Source organism: Paraburkholderia sp. BR10954 (assembly GCF_040965775.1).
Classification (GTDB): Bacteria; Pseudomonadota; Gammaproteobacteria; order Burkholderiales; family Burkholderiaceae; genus Paraburkholderia; species Paraburkholderia youngii.
Genome location: NZ_JBFRCK010000005.1, coordinates 277,763 through 296,437 on the forward strand (window position 1 = coordinate 277,763; position 18,675 = coordinate 296,437).

Genomic DNA, 18,675 nt, shown 5'->3' on the forward strand with positions numbered 1-18,675 from the left:
GATGCGCCGTCATCGACAGTTGCGCCGCTCGCAGAGCGACCATTCGCCATTGTGCGTCACCAAGGCGCCGCGAATCAGCGCGACGAGCGGCGGCAAATACACGGCCGCGCTTTTGTTCAAGCCCCACACGTAGACGGGCAGCGACAGCACCCGCTGCAAGTCGAAGCCCCATTTGAATAAGTCTGCGCCGAACGGCGCGAGCGCGAGGACCTTGCGGACGAAGGTCTTCTGTTTGAACAGCACGAAGCCGACGCCTACCGCCATCGCGAGCAGAAACACGAGCCCGTGACAAGCCGGCCGGAGCGCGCAAACAGCGCGTCTGCCGAGTTCGCATCGGCGTCGGAACTCGTAGGCGCCGGACGATCGACGGGAGAATTCATAACTCGCGACGATGGTTTCAGAGTTGCATTTCACGCACGCCCCTACCTCGCGCAACTGTGCGGCATTCCCATCTACGTGATCGCGGGCTTTCTCGGCAACCGGTATTGCGCGATGCGCGAACGCGCACGCTGAAAATGCGCATCGTATCCCCACCTCATGGATATCTGTTCACGATTTTGTCGATGTCGCGCGATACGGTGAGCACATATCGGAAGAACATTTACTGTCTTTTGCGCAAGGCGCCGAACATAGCGACGTCTTACGGAAAGATTACCCATGCCATTCACCAGGGACGCCGCTATGAGCCGAGAAGCCTATCCGATCGAAGTCGAATTCCCCGATATTGCGCAGCACGAGCAGTCGTCGTCGGGCATCGCATACGTTCACACGTTCGATTCGGGCGTGCCCGGCCCGCACGTGATGATCAACGCGCTCACACATGGCAACGAAGTGTGCGGCGCGATCGTCGTCGATGAGTTGCTGCGCCGCGCGCTGCGGCCGCGACGCGGGCAGCTCACGCTGTCGTTCGCGAACGTCGCCGCGTACCGGCGTTTCGATCCCGCGAATCCGGACGCCGCGCGCTTCGTCGATCAGGACTTGAACCGCGTGTGGACGGCAGCGGTGCTCGACGACAGGTCGCGCACCTCGAGCGAACTGAAGCGCGCGCGTGCGATGCGCCCGGTGATCGACACGGTCGACGCGCTGCTCGATCTGCATTCGATGCACGAGCGGTGCAAGCCGCTGATCGTCGCGGGACCGCTGCAAAAAGGCATCGACCTCGCGGTGCGGCTCGGTACGCCCGCCACGGTGATCTGCGACGAAGGGCATCCCGAAGGCCGCCGCATGCGCGACTACGAAGGGTTCGGCGATGCCGCGAGCCCGAAGAACGCGCTGCTGATCGAATGCGGCCAGCATTGGGAGCGCGGTGCGGTGGCGGTCGCACGCGACACGACCGCGCGTTTCCTGTTGCTGGCCGGCGTGGTGGACGAGACGGATCTGCCGCCGGGGTGGCTCGCGCCGTTGCCGCCCGAGCAGAGCATCGTGCGCGTGACACAGCCGGTCGTCGCGACCAGCATGGACTTCAGCTTCGCGGCGGCGTACACCGGCCTCGAGGTTTTCGCCAAGGCAGGCGCCGTGATCGGCTGGTCCAACGGCGCAGAGGTGCGCACCCCCTACGACAACTGCATGCTCGTGATGCCGTCGCTGCGGCAGTTGCGCCCCGGTGTGACCGTCGTGCGGCTGGGACGAATCGAGCGGACGGTAGCTCATCCCGCGGTGACGAGCTGACCGGCGGGTGTCTCGAAGCCGTTTGCCGCTTGTTTCGGCGCGCTGAGCTTGGCGCGCCTGGCCCTTTCTCCGGCCCGTTTGCAGCGCGCCGCCCTGCCACGCATCGACAGCGCGAAAATTCGGGTATTCCCCCGTTGACCGGATTGATTTCATTCCTTACAGTGGCGCGCGTTCGCGTAGAGAATCACCGTTCTGTATGCGAACAACATTCCTCGCCCGGCGCGATTCCGTCAAGCCGATCCGTCCGGGTATGATTCATTGCCGATGCATGGCCAATTCGGCCGCTGCAGGCATCGTGCGCCGTTGCTAGACGGCGTACAGTTTGAGAAGAATCGCTCGTCGTGTCGGGCCTTTCGCTGTCAGGAGACCATCATGAACCGCAGCCCCGCTGTGAACGTTCAAACCTTCATTAACGAGCATCCGTTTTCGCCGTTCCAGTGGCTGATCTTTTTCATGTGCTTCGTCATCGTCCTGCTGGACGGTTTTGACACTGCTGCGATCGGCTTCATCGCGCCTTCGCTGGTCACCGAATGGGGCATCGCGAAGCCCGCGCTCGCGCCGGTGCTGAGCGCCGCGCTGTTTGGCCTCGCGTGTGGCGCGCTCGGCTCGGGCCCGCTGTCCGACCGCCTCGGGCGTCGCTCGATGCTGGTCGGCTCGGTGCTGCTGTTCGGCCTTGCCTGTCTCGCGTCGGCGTTTTCGACCAGCATCGACCAGTTGACCGTGCTGCGCTTCATCACCGGCGTCGGCCTCGGCGCCGCGATGCCGAACGCGGTCACGATGATGGGCGAATACTGTCCGGACAACCGCCGCGCCACCGTGATCAACCTGATGTTCTGCGGCTTCCCGCTCGGCGCCGCGTTCGGCGGTTTCCTGGCCGCGTGGATGATTCCGCACCTGGGTTGGCGCAGCGTGCTGATCCTCGGCGGCGTCACGCCGCTGCTCCTGTTGGTGCTGCTGCTCGCCAAGATGCCGGAGTCGGTCCGCTACATGGTCGCGAACAACAAGCCGGCCGACCGGATTCGCGCGGCGCTTGCTCGCATTTCCGGCGACGCGGTGCAGGCCGTCGGCTTCACGATGACCGAAACCGCGCCGCAAACCGGCGGCAAGGGTCTCGGCGTCGTGCTGTCGCGCTCGTACATCGTCGGCTCGGTGATGCTGTGGCTCGCGTACTTCATGGGCCTCGTGATCTTCTACGCGTCGATCAACTGGATGCCGATCCTGCTGAAGGACGCCGGCCTCACGCCGCAACGCGCGACGCTGATCTCCGCGCTGTTCCCGCTCGGCGGCGTCGGTGCGGTGCTGGCCGGGGTGCTGATGGATCGCTTCAACGCGAACCGCGTCATCGCGGTCTGCTATGCGCTGACCGCCATTAGCGTGTACTTCATCGGTCAGGCGGCCGGCAACGTCGGCGCGCTCGTGCTGATCGTGTTCATCGCCGGCGTGCTGATGAACACCGCGCAATCGTCGATGCCGGCGCTCGCCGCCGCGTTCTACCCGACCGCGGGCCGCGGCACGGGCGTCGCGTGGATGCTCGGCGTCGGCCGCTTCGGCGGCATCGCGGGCTCGTTCCTCGTGGCCGAGCTGACGCGCCGCCACTTCTCGTTCGGCGGCATCTTCACGACGATCGCGGCCGCGGGTGCGCTGTCGTGCGTCGCGCTGCTGATCAAGCAGGCGGCACGCCCGCATACGTCGGAAGCGGGTGCGTCGAAGACGCAATCGTTCGGCCATTGAGCGTGCAATGAAATGTGTCCGCTAGCGGACCGGTAACGGTTCGATCGAGTGGTGACCCAGAAGCCGCCCTGCGATTCGCAGGGCGGCTTTTTATTTGGCTGAACGCATGGAATCTCGCGCCTATTTGAACGCGAGGAGCTGCTCGACACACAGCAGCACGGCAATCAGAACCATCGCCGCGCCCGAAACCTGGCTAACCCTGCGCGCGACGCTCGGACGCGTGCGCAAAACCACCTTCGAGCCGAGTCCGACGACCGAATAAACCACCGCGCAATTGGCCATGTGCAGCAGGCCCAACGCGCCGATCTGCACCGGAATCGACCACGCGTCGGTCGCACGCGTGAATTGCGGCAGCAGCGCGAGAAACAGCAGCAGCGCTTTCGGATTGAGGCCGCTCACCGCGAAGCCGCGGATGGACCAGTCCAACGCCGCGCCGGGTGCGCGCTCGGCCGCTACCGTCGGCACCGCGGGGCGAGCAAGAATATTGCCGCCGACCCACAACAGATAGCCCGCCCCGACGAACGTCAACACGGCCAGCACCGCTGGCGCCTTGGCGACCAGCGCGCCGACACCGGCCGCCACCACTGCAGTGATCGCCAGATAGCCGGACAACATGCCGGCGATGGCGGGCCCAATCGCCCGCTCGCGCAATCCAGCCGAGATCGCGTACGCCCAGTCCGCGCCGGGTACCAGCACCGGACATCCCGGAGATCACCCGGGCGGAGCGCCTGTTTGGCGATCCGGATTACATGCTGCACGTCGTCACCCGCGATCTGAAGGCGTTCCAGGTGCTTTACGACCGCTATCTGTTGACGCTGCCCTGCGTGCTGCGACTGTCGTCGACGCTGGTCATGAAGAGCATTTTCGAGGATCGGCCGCTGCCGTTGTGACGCAACGACGTCACGCCCGTTTGCCTGCGGCGTTGTGATCCACCGCGGCAAAAAGCGCCCCGGCCCACTTCCCGATACACTACGCAACAATTTTTCCGCGCGCGGCCCGGCGCGGCGACCACCGCCGCTTCCGCGCCGCCGCCGTCTCATCTCAGGATTCCGGTAATGAAATGCGTTGTCGTATCCGCGCTCGTCGCGCTGTGCGTCGCGCAGCCGGCCACTCAGGCCGTTGCGCAGACCGTCAGCAATCAATGTTTCGCGCTCGGCGATATCGCCGGCCAGGTCGCGTCGTGGCGCGCCCACAAGAAGACCAAAGCTCAGGCGCTCGACCAGGCCGCCCGCTACTACAAGGACCCGTCCGACCGCGCGGCCGTCGATGCGATCATCGAAAAGATCTACCGCCCCGACGCGCCCCACATGACGCCCGATCAGGCGAGCATGGCGATCACGTCGGAGTGCGTGAACCAGCACAAGGGGCAGGCAGCGCCGGCACAGTAATGCCGGTGTGTCGCCCGCGATGCGCTAACGCCGCCGGAGCGCCTCCAGCGACGACAACGCATTGCCGTGGAAATCGAACAGCGTGTTGTTGTCCCACTGATCACCGGCGCCGACTTTCCAGCCGACTTTCGGCGTCGGAATCCACTCCGGCTCCCACCAGAACACGCCTGCAGATCGCCGAACGAGCCCTGCCACCGCGGATAGTACGACAGGCCGATCACGTCGAACGTGACGCCGCGCTGCGTCATGCTGCACCACGTCACGCGTCTTTCCACACGCAAACGTCGCAGGTATTCAGACGCGGCTCGCCGAGCACGAACGTCGCATGGCGCGGCACCGGCACCTGCACCGGCTGCGCGCCGAAATTGAATGCGAAGGTCAGGCCGCCACGGCGGCGCAGCCGCAGTCCGTCAGCGAGCAGCTGCGTATCGAGCCCCGCGTCGCGCGCCGCCTGCCGCAACACCGTGCGATGCAGTTCATGCGACAGCCAGCCGGCCACGTAGCGCACGTTGCCGTGCATCAGCAGCGCGGGCCATGCATCGTCGAAGCGCGCGGCAATGCGTGTCTCGCCATTGGAGCGCACATGCTCGCGCCAGTGCAGCGCGCGACCCGTCGTGCCGTCGAGCGACAGCGCGGGCGCGAGCGTCGAGCGCAGTGTTTCGACTTCGAGCACCTGGATCGGCAGCACGCGCTGCAATGCGCCGGGCGGCAGATTGCCCGGAATCGCGAACGCGTCGGTTTTCGAGCCGCTGCGCGGGCCGAACACCCATTGCGCGTTCGAACGCGCGATCTGCTCGACGAGTGCGGCGTCGACCACCGCGAGACTCGGCACCACGACTAGCTGGTAGCCTGAAAGATCTGCCCGGCCCGACACGATATCGACATCGAGCCCGAGTTCGCGCAGCGACTCGTAGTAGTCGAAAGCGAGCGTCTGATAGTCGAAGCCGTTGCCGTGACGCTGGATTTCGAACATCCACTGCGTCTCGTAGTCGAATACCAGCGCGGTGGCCGCTCGTGCGGGCGCGGCGAGCGTCGACAGCGCCGTACTGCCCGCGATTTCACGCGCGGCCCGTTGCACCTCGAGACCGCCCGGCGACAGTTCGTTGTTCGGCAGGTTGAGCCCGGAATGCATCTGCTCCTGCGCATATGGGCACTGGCGCCAACGGAAATACGACACCAGCTCCGCGCCATGCGCGAACGCCTCGTAAGCCCACAGCCGCACCATGCCCGACGCCGGCACCGGATTCCACGACGCCCAGTTCACCGGACCGGCCTGCTGCTCCATCACCCAGAAGCGCCCGCCGCCAATGCCGCGGTAGCGGTCGTGATCGAACGCGGACACGTCGGGATGTCCGGTACGCGCGAAGCGCGCCTTCTGCTCCTCCGGCAATGCGATCGATTCGGTGCGCGCGATCGGATAGCTATCCCATGCGGCGATGTCGATCGCGTTGTCGGCGGCGAAGCGATAGTGATCGAAGGTCGTGAAAAAGCCCATGAAGTTGTGCAGCAGATCCGCGTTCGGCGCATGCTCGCGCAACACGTCGATCTGTTCGCGATGGAAGCTCGCGACCTCGTCGGACATGAAGCGGCGGAAGTCGAGCAGATGGATCGGATTGGCGTCGGTAGGCGTCAGCGTCGGCAGACCCATCGCGTCGAACGACGGGTACTCCATGCTCCAGAACACGTTGCCCCACGCGTCGTTCAACGCGCCGATCGTTGCATAGCGCCGTTGCAGCCACGCGTGAAAGCGCTGCAAAGCCGCGGCCGAATAGCTCGGCACCGTGTCGTGGCAGCCGAGTTCATTATCGGTCTGCCACGCGACGATCGACGGATGCCGTCCGTAGCGCTGCGCCATCGCGGTGACGATGCGTACGCATTCGCGCCGGTACGTGTCGCTCGAAATATCGTAGTGACGCCGCGAGCCGAAATTCCAGCGCGTGCCGTCCGCGCGCACCGGCAGCACGTCCGGATGCGCGTCGACGAGCCATTTCGGCGGCGAAGCGGTCGGTGTGCCGAGCACGAGTTTCAGGCCCGCTTTGGCCAGCGTGTCGACGGCTTCGTCGAGCCATTGCCAGTCGTATTCGCCCGCGCGCGGCTCCATGCGGCTCCACGCGAATTCGGCGATCCGCACATGCGTGATGCCGAGTTCGACCATACGTTGCGCGTCGTCGGCCCACACCGCGCGCGGCCATTGTTCCGGGTAGTAGCAGACACCAAGTTGCATGTGAAAGTCTCGTGGTGAGGTGACGTCGAGCCGCCGTTTCAATCGTGTTTCAGGCGCCGGTTAGCCCTTGCTCGCGCCGAACGTGAGTCCGGCGACGAAATGCCTTTGCATCCCGAAGAACATCAGCACCGAAGGCAATGCGGCCAGCACCGAGCCCGCCGCGACCAGGTTCCACGCGGTCGTCCATTGCCCTTTCAGCGCGGCGACGCCGACTGTGATCGGCGCGGCGTCGTCGCCTTGCGTGAGACACAGCGCCCAGAAGTAGTCGTTCCACACGAACGTGAACACGAGGATCGCCAGCGCGGCGAGCGCGGGGCGGATCAAAGGCAGCACGATGCGCAGATAGATCGTCCACTCGCTCGCCCCTTCGACGCGCGCGGCCTCGATCATCTCGAACGGCAGCTGCTTGATGAAATTGCGCAGAAACAAGGTGCAAAAGCCGGTCTGGAACGACACATGAAAGATCACCAGCGCCCACACGGTGTTGAACAGGCCGAACTTCAGCGCCATGTCGCGCACGGGAATCATCAGGATCTGGATCGGCACGAAATTGCCGGCGACGAACGCCAACAGCACGGCCGTGTTGCCCGGAAAGCGATACGTCGCCAACGCGAAACCCGCCATCGACGCGAGGACGATCGCGCCGATCACCGAAGGCACCGTGATCAGCACGCTATTGGCGAAGTAATGCAGCATCGGCGTTTGCGTGAGCGCGGTGCCATAGTTCTCCAGCAGCGCGAAGTGTTTCGGCCACGTCCAGTAGTCGCCCTGCGACAACTCGTCCGTCGAACGGATCGAGGTCAGCAAAACGGCGAGCATCGGCAGCAGCCAGATAAACAGCGCAAGCGGCAGCGAGGCCTTGTAGAGCGTGCGATTCAGCGGTTTCCAGCGTTCGACGGGAAGCGGATACATGAGCTGGTACTCCGTTCAGAGAATCAGCGTTCCTCGCGCAGCATGCGGCGCAAATGGAACACGATATAGACGAGCATGATCGCGAACAGCACGACCGCAATCGCGGCGGAATAGCCTTCGCGGTAATACTTGATCGCCTCGTCGTACATGAAATAGGCGAGCACGGTGGAACTGTCGAACGGGCCGCCGCCGCTCATCACCGCGATCAGATCGAAGCTGCGCAGTGCGCCGATCACGGTCAGTACCACCGCCATGAAGGTGGCGGGCCGCAGTTGCGGCAGGATCACGTGCCACAGCAGTCGCAGCCCTTTCGCGCCTTCCATGCGCGCCGCCTCCACCACCTCGGGATTGATGCCGGTGAGTCCGGTCAGATACAGGATCATGCAGAACGGTGCCTGCGGCCACAGCGCGGCGAAGATGATGCCGAACGTGACCGTGTGCGGATCGCCGAGCACCGGAATGCCGCGACCGACGATCAAGCGCAGCAGCCCGAACGTCGGATCGTAGAACCAGCTGAACACAAGGCCAACTACGACGCCCGACAGCACGAACGGCGCGAAAAACAGCGATTTCACGACGCGCATGCCGCGCACGTGCTGGTTCAGATACAGCGCGAACAGCAGACCGAGAGGCGGCGCGAGCAGAAACAGCGCAAGCCAGATCAGGTTGTTCTTCAGCGCCGTATAGAACGTATCGGACTGGAACAGCTCGACGTAATTGGCGAGACCCGCGAAGGTCTTCGGCGTCATGCCATCCCAGTTGTAGAAGCTCAGCGAAATGCTGCTGATGATCGGATAGATCACGCACAGCGTGAACAACGCACAGCCGGGCAGCAGAAAGAAAAACGCTGCGCGATGCTGATGACGGCGCGTCGTCGAGACGCGACGGTGCCGCGCCGCGGGCAGGCGGCGCGCTGCGGTATGAGACATGGAACGGCCTCGTCGGAAATCGAAGGCGGAGTTGATCCGGAAGCAGGACCCAGAAGCAGGACCCGCAAGCCGGCCACACTCACGCGGCCGGTGCCGTGGGACTTACTTCTGGTAGATGCGCTTGCGGGTCGCTTCGAGATGAGCGAGCACGCTGTCGAGTTGCGACGGATCGCTGTAGAACTGCTGCATGGCCTTCATGCCTTCGTCGGCCATTTCCTTCTGCATGTCGCGATCGTAGAACTGCGCGATGCCGCCCTTCGTGTTCGCGAGCGTCTGGAAGCCGACCTTCGAAATCGCATCTTCAGGCGGAGAGGCCTGGCTGTTCGACGGCAACTGTCCCCAGCCCTTTGCGAGTTCCGCGTTGATCTTCGGCGTCTCCATGAACGCGAGCAGCTTGCGCGCGTCGGCCTTGTTCTTTGCCTTCGCCGGAATCAGCAGCACGTTGACGGGACCGTCTTCCGCCATCGGCACGTTTGCGTCGATCACCGGAAAGCGGAAGAAGCCGATCTGATCCTTGATCGACGGCGGGAAGCTCGCCGAGAAGAACGTGCCCATCAGCATCATCGCGGCCTTGCCGTTGTTCAGGATCGGGCCGATCGAATCGACGTCGTACGACAGCGCGTTGTCGATGAAGTCTTTGTTGTCGAGCAGCGTCTTCCACGTCGTGTAGACCTTCTTCACGCGCGGATCGGTGTACGGAATTTCGCCGGCCATCAGCTTCTGATGGAACTCGTTGCCGTTGATGCGCAGATCCAGATAGTCGAACCACGCGGCCAGCGTCCAGCTATCACGTGCGGCCACCGCGATCGGCGCGACACCGATCGCCTTCAACTTCTTGTTGGCTTCGAGCAGTTCGTCCCACGTTTTCGGCTCGCTCTTGATGCCGGCCTTCTCGAACAGATCCTTGCGATAGAAGAAGCCGTACGCGTCATAGCCGAGCGGCGCCGCATACTGCTTGCCCTTGTACGTCGATGCGTCCTTGACCGACGCATACTGCTGCGACCAGCCGTTCTTCGCCCAGTCCGAGCTCAGATCTTCGAGCAGACCACGTTGCGCGTAATAGGCCATCCGCTCGCCGTCGTGCCACGACACGACATCGGGCGGATCGGTGGCGAGCCAACCGCCCATCTGCACCTTGTACGCTTCCTCGGTCACGTAGGTGATTTTCAGGTCGATGTCGGGATTGGCTTTCTTGAACTGATCGAATGCGTCCTGCCAGGTCGAGCGCTGATTACCGCGCGCCGATACGTTGACGTTCAGCGTAGCCGCGTCGACCACGGCGCTGCCGAGCGCGCCGGCTACCACGGCGGCGGCGATCGACACCTGGGCAAGACGGCGAAGGCGAAGAGCAATCATCTGTGTCTCCTTGTCTACCTTGTTGACCGGCTACGCAGCGTGGCCGGCGATGTAACCCGCTCTATGGCGGAATTCGGTCAGGCGGCCGCGCGTTCGGGTTCGAACGTGCTACGCCGCAGCGCGAGCCCCTGTTCGTCGAACAGATGGCAAGCAGCGGGCGGCACGTGAACGCGGATGCGTTCGCCCGCGCCGAGCGGCGTATCGCCGGGCGCTTTCGCGATCAGCGTGCCGCCTGCATGGTCCGCGTGGATGTAGCTGTGCTCGCCGAGCCGCTCCGACAGCACGGTCGCGCACTGAATGAAGTGTTCATCGCCGTCGAGCCGCAGATGCTCCGGGCGCACGCCGAGCGTGACGCGCTGGCCGCGTTGCAGCCGTTGTCCATCGACGTCCGCGACGAGCTTTTGCGCGCCCGCCGCCAGCGCCACCGTCACGCGGCCCGGCTCGATCGATTCGACCGCTGCATCGATGAAGTTCATGCGCGGCGAGCCGATAAAGCCCGCGACGAAGCGCGACTTCGGCTGGTGATACAGCTCGAGCGGCGCACCGCTCTGCGCGATGCTGCCGAAGCGCTCGGCATCCGCGCCCGCATGCAGCAGCACGATGCGATCGGCGAGCGTCATCGCTTCGATCTGATCGTGCGTGACGTACACCACGCTCGCGTTCGCGAACCTCTGATGCAAACGCGCAATCTCGACGCGCGTCTGACCGCGCAGCGCGGCATCGAGATTCGACAGCGGCTCGTCGAACAGAAACACGCCCGGCTCGCGCACGATCGCGCGACCGATCGCGACGCGCTGCCGCTGGCCGCCCGACAGCGCTTTCGGATGCCGGTCGAGCAGGCTGTCCAGTTGCAGAATCCGCGCGGCTTCGCGCACCTTGCGCTCGATCACGTCCTTCCGCTGCTTCGCGAGCTTCAATCCGAACGCCATGTTGTCGAACACGGTCATGTGCGGAAACAGCGCATAGCTTTGGAACACCATCGCGACGCCGCGCTCGGCGGCCGGCACGTCGTTGACGAGCCGGCCGCCGATATGTAGCTCGCCTTCGCTGAGGTCCTCGAGACCGGCGATCATCCGTAGTAAGGTTGACTTGCCGCAGCCCGACGGGCCCAGGAACACGCAGAACTCATGCTGCGCGATCTCCAGATTCACGCGCCGGATCACCGGCGGATGCTCGCCGTAGGCCTTTTGCACATCGCTCAAACGAATCGTCGCCATGCTGTTTCCGCCTCCATTTAACCGCTTAAATTTTCGCCGAAATAAAACGCCCGGGCCTTGTGCGGGCGGCATTTAATCGCTTAAATTCGAGTTCAACGGAAAAAGTCATGGCAGGTGTCTCCGTTACGTTTTTGAGAAAGTTAGCAATGTCGCCGTTCGTTTGCAAGATTTGAATTGACCTCCCTCAATCTGGGATGACCCAACATGGTCACGTTGTCCGAAGTCGCGAAACGCGCGCAGGTTACCGCCGCCACCGTCTCCAACGTGCTGCGCAATCGCGAGAAAGTCCGCCCTGAAACGGCTGAGCGCGTGCTGCAGGCGATCGCCGAGCTCGGCTATCGGCCGAACCTGAATGCGCGAGCGCTCGCCGAAGGCCGGTCGTCGACGCTCGCACTGATGCTGTCGAACATCTCGAACCCGTTCTATCCGGAGTTCGTGCTCGCCGCCGAGCGCGCGGCGCGCAAGACCGGCCATTTCCTGATGGTTTGCAATACCGACGACGACGCCGAAATCGGCCGCGCGTATCTGAATCAGATCGCCGGCACGCTCGCCGACGGCGTGCTCGTGATGAACACGGACATCACGATCAACGACCTGTGCGCATCGGCGACACATAGCGCGCCGATTCTGCTTGCGATGTGGGAGCACCCCGAGTCGCCGCCCGCGCTACCGTGCATCGCGGTCGACTTCGCGCGCGCGGGCGAATTGGCCGCGCGGCATCTGCTCGGACTCGGCCATCGCGAGATCGGCTTGCTGATCGGCGACGGCTGCGGCGGCTTGCAGGACGCGCGCTCGAACGGTTTTCGGGCGGCGATGCGCGCGGCCGGCATCGAAGCCGACGCGGCCGCGGTGCTGCAAATTCGCGACTCGATCGACGCCGGCTTCGCCGCCTGCATGGAGCTGATGGCGAATCGCCCGCAACTGAGCGCGATCTTCGCGACCAACGACCTGCTCGCGATCGGCGCGATCCAGGCGTTGATCACGCTCGGCCGTTCGGTTCCCGGCGACGTGTCGGTGATCGGCATCACCGACATTCAGCTCGCGCATCAGGTGCATCCGGCGCTGACCACGGTCGCGATTCAAACCGCGGCTGTCGCGGAGTTGTCGATCCAGAGTCTGATCCGTTTGATCCAGACGCCGGAGCGGCAGCCGTCGATGGTGCTCGGGCCGCCGCCCGAGCTGGTGGTGCGTGCTTCGACCGGGCCGCGCAGGAAACGCTGACGCGCCTTAGCTAGCTCGCTCCATCGCCGTCAGCGTGACGATACTTTCCTCGGATCTGTCGATTCATTCGACGATGTTGAAATCGGCAAGATACTTGTCGCTCAACTGGATGCCCAGGCCCGGCAGGTCGTCCGACAGTTGCAGATAGCCATTTTCCGGTTGCGGCTCGCCTTCGAAGATGTAGTAGAACAATTCGTTGCCCACTTCGACGTCGAACACAGGGAAGAACTCCGACATCGGACTCGCGGTGCTCGACATCGTCAGGTGATAGTTGTGCATCTGCCCCGCGTGAGGGATAACCGGCACTGACCACGCTTCGGCCATCGCATTGATCTTGCGCGCCGCCGTGATGCCGCCCACGCGATTCGTGTCGTACTGGATCACGTCGATCGCGCGGCGTTCGAGCAGATCCTTGAAGCCGTAGCTCGTGAACTCGTGCTCGCCGCCCGACACCGGCATCAGGTTCATCTTCTTCAGTTCCTGATAGCCTTCGATGTCGTCGCCGATCACCGGCTCCTCGATCCAGCGCGGATTGAATTCGGCGAGGCGCGGCAGCATTCTCCGCGCGTATTCGAGCGTCCAGCCCATATAGCATTCGAGCATGATGTCGACTTCGTCGCCGGCCAGTTCACGCAACAGACGCACCTGTTCGATGTTTTTCGCCATGCCTTTCGGGCCGTCTTTCGGGCCGTAGCCGAAGCGCATCTTCATCGCGGTGAAGCCGCTGTCCAGGTAGCCTTGTGCTTCGCCGAGGAACGCATCGCGGTCGTCGTTGTTATAGAGCTTCGACGCGTAACACCAGATCTTTTCTTTCGTGCGGCCGCCGAGCAGCTTGAACACCGGCTTTTTCACGGCCTTGCCCATGATGTCCCACAGCGCGATATCGATCGCGGAGATCGCCGCCATGCCGATGCCTTTGCGGCCCCAGGCGAGCGTGCGGCGATACATCTTCTGCCAGATGTACTCGTTGTCGAACGGATCTTCGCCGATCGCGATCGGCGCAAGGTATTCGTCGATGATCTGCTTCGCGATGCGCGGCGCGAGCGCGCAATTGCCGATGCCCACCGTGCCGTCGTCGCATTCGACTTCGACGACGAGCCAGCCGTGAAAGCGGAATGAACCCATCGCGTCGCCGCGCTCGTACAGAATATCGACCGCGTTCGTGCAGAAATGCGCTTGCGGCGGGACGACTTTGCCTTTCCACTCGAAAACACGCGTACGGATATGCTTGATCTTCATGTTCGACGATTTCCTTCTGAGAGTCGGTGAGTCAGTGGCCCGTGCGTTCGCCGAGCGGGCCATTGCGATGAGAGATGGAACTGGAAGCGGCAGCGGACGTGAAGCGGAACGTCAGCAGCAGCAATGCGCCGATCAGGCCGACCACCGCGAGCGAGAACATCCCCGCCTGCGACGAGCCGATCGCGCGCTCGGCCAGTCCCTTCAGGTTCGGTGCGACGAAGCCGCCGAGATTGCCGATCGAATTGATCAACGCGATGCCGCCCGCGGCCGCGGCGCCGCCCAGATAACCGGTGGGTAGCGTCCAGAACAGCGGTTGCACGCAGACGAAACCGATCGCGGCGAAACAGAACGCGGCAATCGCCAGCGTCACCGAAGACGTCATCGCCGAAGCGGCAATGCCGAACGCCGCGAGCGCGAGCATCGCCGCGGCCCAGATACGGTGATGACCGTGACGGTCGGCGTAGCGCGTCACGCAGAACGTGCCGATGATCGCGGCGATCCACGGAATCGCGGTCAGCAGTCCGACCTCGACGCCGACGTGGCCACCGCTCGCAAGCCCGGCGATGCGCGTCGGCAGATAGAACACGACACCGTACACGCTCATCTGCACCGCGAAGTAGATCAGGCCGCAGAACAGCACGCGCGAATCGCGCAGCGCCGCCAGCACCGAAGCCGGACCATGCGCGAGCTTCTGGCGGTCTTCCTCGCGCAATGCGTGATCGAGCGCATCACGCTCATCGGCATCCAGCCACCGCGCCTCGACGGGCCGGTCGGTCAGATAGAAGTAAGCGACGACACCCACCGCCGACGCCGCGAGCCCCTCGACGACAAAGAGCCACTGCCACGGATGCATGCCAAAGGGATTGCCCGCGTCTAGCAGCAGACCCGATATCGGGCTGCCGAGCAACAGCGCAAGGGGGAAGCCGAAATAGAACATCCCCATCGTCTGCGAGCGCGTTTTCGCGGGAAACCAGTTCGACAGGAACAGGATGATGCCGGGGAAGAAACCGGCTTCGGCGATGCCGAGCAGCGTGCGCAGCACATAGAAGCTCGTGGCGCTGTCGACGATGGCGGTGCACGCGGACACGATGCCCCACGTGACCATGATGCGGCTCATCCAGACGCGCGCGCCGAAGCGGTACATCAGCAGATTGCTCGGCACTTCGAACACCGCATAGCCAACGAAGAAAATGCCGGCGCCGAAGGCGAACGCCGCGTCGCTCAAGCCGGTGTCGGCCTGTAGCACGTTCTTTGCGAAGCCGACGTTCGCGCGGTCGATGAACGCCAGTACGTACATCAGGATCAGAAAAGGCAGCAGCCTCGTGCGCGCTTTGGTAATCGCGCTGTCGAGCGCGGGGCTCGCGGTCATCGTCATGCGTCGTCTCCAGTTTGGTCTTGTCAACGCGAACGGCGTCGCGATCGCCGTTCTGCGATAAGCGGCTAGTGTGCGAAACTATCCGATAACTGACCACTGAATAATTCGTATCGGCCGATTCCTTAAAGTTATCGCTCATGATCCCGCCCGCCTCTACCATCCGCAAGCGTCTGCGCCTACGTCATCTGCAACTGATGGTCGCGCTGTCGGAAACCGAATCGCTGCGGCGCGCCGCGGACGATCTCGCGATGACCCAGCCCGCAGCGACCAAGGCCTTGCAGGAACTCGAAGACACGCTCGGTGTATCGCTGTTCGTGCGACATGCGCGCGGCATGGAGCCGACGATCTTCGGCGAGGCCGTGATGCGCTATGCGCGTGTCGTGTTCGAGGATCTCGACGAACTGCGCGAGGAGTTGGCCGGCATCGAGGCCGGCGACATCGGCAAGGTACGCATCGGCGCGGTGATGGCGCCGTCGCCCGAACTGCTGACGCACACGATCGTCAAGCTGAAGGAGGCGCATCCGCGCCTGCAGATGGCGGTCACGATCGACACCAGCGACGTGCTGGTGCAGTCGCTGCAACAGGATCAGCTCGATATAGTGATCGGTCGGATTCCCGATGGTTTTCCGGCACTCGACCTGAGCTTCGAGACGTTGGCGGAAGAGGCGCTGTCGATCGTCGTGCGGCCCGATCATCCCGCCGTGAAAACAGGCAAACAAACTCGGACGCCGCCGAAGCTCGCGGACCTTGCGCGCTATGCGTGGATCGTCCAGCCGCATCCGAGCCCGATGCGCCAGGTCATCGACCAAACGTTTCGCGAGTCGCGGGTCGCGCCGCCGGTCAGCACGGTCGAGACGTCGTCGATCCTGACCACGCTTTCGTTGCTGCGCGATTCGGACATGCTCGCCGTGCTGCCGAGTTCGGTCGCGCAGTACTACGTCGCGCTCGATGCGATCGCCGCGGTCGCGACGCCGTTGCGCGGCCGGCTCGCACCATATGGGCTGATTCTGCGCAGAAACCGGCGCGTCACACCGGCGATGCAACTGGTCATCGATTCGATTCGCGCGGGGTGAGGGCTTCTGTGAAACGCTGCTATTCGACGTCTCGGAGGAGAAGAACTATTTCATCGTCGGTGTTCACGGTCGGCACAAATTCATCGCGTCACTCTCGCAATCATTGTTACCGACCTCTTCGAAGTAACCGATTGACTGCAGCACATTTTGGAATTTTTGACGTTTCCATATCTTCGGGACAAGACAGCCACTTATAGAACTCCAGTTCCTGCGAAGCGATATTTAAGCGGCATTCCGCAACCTGAAAACCCGTATCGGGAGCATAGCGATCACTCCACTCGTTAAACGAATAAGCAATCAATGTGCAGTCCGATGACATTCTTTCATTCCAGATTCCAAAATTCTTGTCGAGAGCAATCTGTTTATTTCCAGTCGTACCTTTCCTGATGCCTCGATACAGCTTCTCTGCGTTCGCGAGAATTTTTTCTGTGTCGGCGTTGGTGCAGGCAAGAAAATCGTTTCGCGTTTTTGCCTTCTCTTCACATGCCGTATCCGCCAACGCTGAAATAGACGCCGATATCATCAGTACCGCCCCGATGGTTTTAATGGCTGTGGTCATAATTTCCTTCTTTGAAAAGACTGCCTTCTGAGCGACGACGCTTGATCAGTCCACGCGGCCGCACACCGCCAGCCATCGTATATTCCAAAAATTTGGCCGGCACGCGGTCATAGTGACCCGAGTTAACAAGACTCAACAAGCCAGCGTTACCACTTGGAAGGTTATATACAAAGCAAACGAGCGCATCGTACTCGTACTGATATAGTGGAACGCGAATCTTTCTATTTAGAATGTGCTCTGGGTAATCAAGGTCAAGCAGCAACAATTCTCGGGCCTCGGCAATTGTTATGCCATTGCGAAATTGCGCTTCAGACACCGCTCCTGATATTGGCCCCATATGAACCAGATGTCCATACCCAATAGTTGCATTACCTCCTTTACCTGCACCGTCGTTGTCGTAAATATGTGGCTTGAAAGCTTCCCAGCCTGCAATGAAAGTTATCCCTTGCTGCGATATCTTCCATGGCTTGCAGAGTCTGCCCGAATGGACAGTCACGCATGAATTCGGATTGGTATTCGTTATCGCTGTTCCAAGTGCGTCGGGCATTACGCGTCCTCTCGGTGACCAAGATAAATAGATATGGATTGAGTGCCGTTCATTTTGTAGCGTTTAGTGCGCCCCAAACCATCTGTAACGCCGTGTACGAGCGAACCAGACGGCAGACGAACCGTGTAATACGTGTCGCGGATAATCCGGCCGCCAGCATCTTTGAGTGTGTATTGCTCGTCGTGAGTCCGATCGTTCGACGTTAGCGCTGACTCTGCCTTGCGTTCGCGACAATTGCACGTCCATGCATATCCCAGGGCCTCGGCCATGGCGTAACCGGTTGGAAGCGAGCGGAGCTTATCGAATGGAAAGAACTCCCCAGTTTCGGCGTTCAAGGCCATTGCGGATGGCATTGGGGGAAAATTGGAATATATCGAATAGGTAATGCGGCAAACCCCGCATACTTCCTCCTCAACGCTCCAAGTGTTTTGCTGTCTCTGTTGCTCCATTGAAGTCCTCATCAGGTTTCGGGGTGATGCCCCGAGAATTGACACCTGAAACGGACCACGGTCAACCGTTTTAAATTGGGATAAGCCGTTTTTGACAACTATTTACAATGATGTCGCGTATCTTATTTTTATTGCATATCCTGCCTAGGCGGCGTGACTAGAAAAAGGCGGCATTGAGCCGCCCCTTGATCGTCGGGAATTGACGGCCCCGGCACCACATTGACGACCCATACACGCCCCGGCGACAATCCCGCGATTCATCGCGCGTTCGAATTCTGCCGCCCCGGCGACCTGCTCGTGATCGACGGTGCGATTCGCGACGCAGCGCGACCGGATGATGAAAGGCTCATGAACCCCTTGCTACTAGCTACATGGCGCACTACCTGAACACTGCAACCCTTCTCGACCTCGCGCGCGCGGCGCAGCAGCGCCTGGAAAAACAACCCGCCGCCGCGCCTTGCGAATGCACGCGCACTCCCCTCGACGGCTGGCAATCGCAACCGCTTTCACTCGACGAAACCTTGCTGGAGGAGATCGGCACGCTGACGCTGGAAGACGATCCCGAGCCGACCTTCAGCGAAAATCTGCCCAATAAAACGAGCTACTGGTCGGCCGATGCGCCGATCGCGCCGCGCTATTTCCCGTACAACCGCTGCGGCGTATGGCAATGCTCGACGTGCGGGCGACTGTACTTGCGCTACGTCGAAGGCGGCGGTTACTTTGTCGACCGCAGGATTCGCGCGGTGAATGCGGATCTGATCGAGGACGTGCCGCTGCCCGCATAACG

Annotated in this window: 18 protein-coding genes and 2 pseudogenes; 8 read left to right on the forward strand and 12 right to left on the reverse strand. The window is 62.4% G+C overall.

Annotated elements, in window-relative coordinates; genetic code table 11:
• Nucleotides 1-9: 9 nt before the first annotated feature.
• Nucleotides 10-279, reverse strand: coding sequence for a hypothetical protein (locus AB4Y34_RS10585; protein ID WP_176379611.1), 270 nt, complete (start codon nucleotides 277-279; stop codon nucleotides 10-12).
• Nucleotides 280-681: 402 nt separating this feature from the next.
• Between AB4Y34_RS10585 and AB4Y34_RS10590 the strand changes: the two genes are divergently transcribed.
• Nucleotides 682-1,668 (forward strand): M14 family metallopeptidase, encoded by a 987-nt coding sequence (locus AB4Y34_RS10590; RefSeq protein WP_176379612.1) that lies wholly within the window; start codon nucleotides 682-684, stop codon nucleotides 1,666-1,668.
• Between the two features lie 372 nt (nucleotides 1,669-2,040).
• A complete protein-coding gene (locus AB4Y34_RS10595; protein WP_176379613.1) occupies nucleotides 2,041-3,399 on the forward strand; it encodes an MFS transporter in 1,359 nt (452 codons plus the stop codon).
• 120 nt (nucleotides 3,400-3,519) lie between these two features.
• On the opposite strand, the gene AB4Y34_RS10600 is transcribed toward AB4Y34_RS10595, so the two are convergent.
• The gene (locus AB4Y34_RS10600; protein ID WP_368715986.1) at nucleotides 3,520-4,095 is read right to left on the reverse strand and encodes a LysE family translocator; all 576 of its coding nucleotides are present in this window, start codon (nucleotides 4,093-4,095) and stop codon (nucleotides 3,520-3,522) included.
• 53 nt (nucleotides 4,096-4,148) lie between these two features.
• Here AB4Y34_RS10600 and AB4Y34_RS10605 point away from each other — a divergent pair, with 53 nt between their 5' ends.
• Both AB4Y34_RS10605 and AB4Y34_RS10610 read left to right on the forward strand, forming a co-directional pair.
• Nucleotides 4,149-4,289, forward strand: a complete 141-nt coding sequence (locus AB4Y34_RS10605; RefSeq protein ID WP_368715987.1) for an Lrp/AsnC ligand binding domain-containing protein — start codon at nucleotides 4,149-4,151, stop codon at nucleotides 4,287-4,289.
• Between the two features lie 165 nt (nucleotides 4,290-4,454).
• Nucleotides 4,455-4,787 carry a hypothetical protein gene (locus AB4Y34_RS10610; RefSeq protein ID WP_368715988.1) on the forward strand — a complete coding sequence of 111 codons (333 nt, stop codon included), beginning with the start codon at nucleotides 4,455-4,457 and terminating at the stop codon, nucleotides 4,785-4,787.
• Nucleotides 4,788-4,811: 24 nt separating this feature from the next.
• On the opposite strand, the pseudogene AB4Y34_RS10615 reads toward AB4Y34_RS10610, so the two are convergent.
• From AB4Y34_RS10615 to AB4Y34_RS10640, 6 genes and pseudogenes are all read right to left on the reverse strand, one after another.
• Nucleotides 4,812-5,029: pseudogene (locus AB4Y34_RS10615) on the reverse strand (glycosyl hydrolase 53 family protein); the annotation flags it as partial.
• Between the two features lie 17 nt (nucleotides 5,030-5,046).
• The gene (locus AB4Y34_RS10620; protein ID WP_368715989.1) at nucleotides 5,047-7,011 is read right to left on the reverse strand and encodes a beta-galactosidase; all 1,965 of its coding nucleotides are present in this window, start codon (nucleotides 7,009-7,011) and stop codon (nucleotides 5,047-5,049) included.
• 60 nt (nucleotides 7,012-7,071) lie between these two features.
• Nucleotides 7,072-7,923, reverse strand: a complete 852-nt coding sequence (locus AB4Y34_RS10625) for a carbohydrate ABC transporter permease (protein ID WP_176107607.1) — start codon at nucleotides 7,921-7,923, stop codon at nucleotides 7,072-7,074.
• Nucleotides 7,924-7,946: 23 nt separating this feature from the next.
• Nucleotides 7,947-8,852: a carbohydrate ABC transporter permease gene (locus AB4Y34_RS10630; protein WP_176367545.1), complete on the reverse strand. Its 906-nt coding sequence runs from the start codon at nucleotides 8,850-8,852 to the stop codon at nucleotides 7,947-7,949.
• 102 nt (nucleotides 8,853-8,954) lie between these two features.
• Nucleotides 8,955-10,208 (reverse strand): ABC transporter substrate-binding protein, encoded by a 1,254-nt coding sequence (locus AB4Y34_RS10635; protein WP_176379618.1) that lies wholly within the window; start codon nucleotides 10,206-10,208, stop codon nucleotides 8,955-8,957.
• A gap of 77 nt (nucleotides 10,209-10,285) precedes the next feature.
• Nucleotides 10,286-11,425 (reverse strand): ABC transporter ATP-binding protein, encoded by a 1,140-nt coding sequence (locus tag AB4Y34_RS10640; RefSeq protein ID WP_368715990.1) that lies wholly within the window; start codon nucleotides 11,423-11,425, stop codon nucleotides 10,286-10,288.
• A gap of 204 nt (nucleotides 11,426-11,629) precedes the next feature.
• Here AB4Y34_RS10640 and AB4Y34_RS10645 point away from each other — a divergent pair, with 204 nt between their 5' ends.
• On the forward strand, nucleotides 11,630-12,646 hold the full coding sequence (locus tag AB4Y34_RS10645) for a LacI family DNA-binding transcriptional regulator (RefSeq protein WP_176107603.1): 1,017 nt from the start codon (nucleotides 11,630-11,632) through the stop codon (nucleotides 12,644-12,646).
• 63 nt (nucleotides 12,647-12,709) lie between these two features.
• Here AB4Y34_RS10645 and AB4Y34_RS10650 read toward each other — a convergent pair whose 3' ends face one another.
• The gene (locus tag AB4Y34_RS10650; protein WP_368715991.1) at nucleotides 12,710-13,885 is read right to left on the reverse strand and encodes an L-rhamnonate dehydratase; all 1,176 of its coding nucleotides are present in this window, start codon (nucleotides 13,883-13,885) and stop codon (nucleotides 12,710-12,712) included.
• A gap of 31 nt (nucleotides 13,886-13,916) precedes the next feature.
• A complete protein-coding gene (locus AB4Y34_RS10655) occupies nucleotides 13,917-15,260 on the reverse strand; it encodes an MFS transporter (protein ID WP_368715992.1) in 1,344 nt (447 codons plus the stop codon).
• Between the two features lie 137 nt (nucleotides 15,261-15,397).
• Between AB4Y34_RS10655 and AB4Y34_RS10660 the strand changes: the two genes are divergently transcribed.
• Nucleotides 15,398-16,333: a LysR family transcriptional regulator gene (locus tag AB4Y34_RS10660; protein WP_368715993.1), complete on the forward strand. Its 936-nt coding sequence runs from the start codon at nucleotides 15,398-15,400 to the stop codon at nucleotides 16,331-16,333.
• A 106-nt stretch (nucleotides 16,334-16,439) separates the two neighbouring features.
• Here AB4Y34_RS10660 and AB4Y34_RS10665 read toward each other — a convergent pair whose 3' ends face one another.
• Both AB4Y34_RS10665 and AB4Y34_RS10670 read right to left on the reverse strand, forming a co-directional pair.
• Complete coding sequence (locus AB4Y34_RS10665) at nucleotides 16,440-16,892, reverse strand: hypothetical protein (RefSeq protein ID WP_368715994.1); 453 nt, start codon at nucleotides 16,890-16,892, stop codon at nucleotides 16,440-16,442.
• Nucleotides 16,876-17,439: a lysozyme gene (locus tag AB4Y34_RS10670; protein ID WP_176367539.1), complete on the reverse strand. Its 564-nt coding sequence runs from the start codon at nucleotides 17,437-17,439 to the stop codon at nucleotides 16,876-16,878. Before AB4Y34_RS10670 ends, AB4Y34_RS10665 begins: the two co-directional genes overlap by 17 nt.
• A 659-nt stretch (nucleotides 17,440-18,098) precedes the next feature.
• Between AB4Y34_RS10670 and AB4Y34_RS10675 the strand changes: the two are divergent.
• Both AB4Y34_RS10675 and AB4Y34_RS10680 read left to right on the forward strand, forming a co-directional pair.
• A pseudogene (locus AB4Y34_RS10675) lies at nucleotides 18,099-18,200 on the forward strand (RraA family protein); the annotation flags it as partial.
• 59 nt (nucleotides 18,201-18,259) lie between these two features.
• Nucleotides 18,260-18,673, forward strand: coding sequence for a hypothetical protein (locus AB4Y34_RS10680; protein ID WP_368715995.1), 414 nt, complete (start codon nucleotides 18,260-18,262; stop codon nucleotides 18,671-18,673).
• Nucleotides 18,674-18,675: the final 2 nt, after the last annotated feature.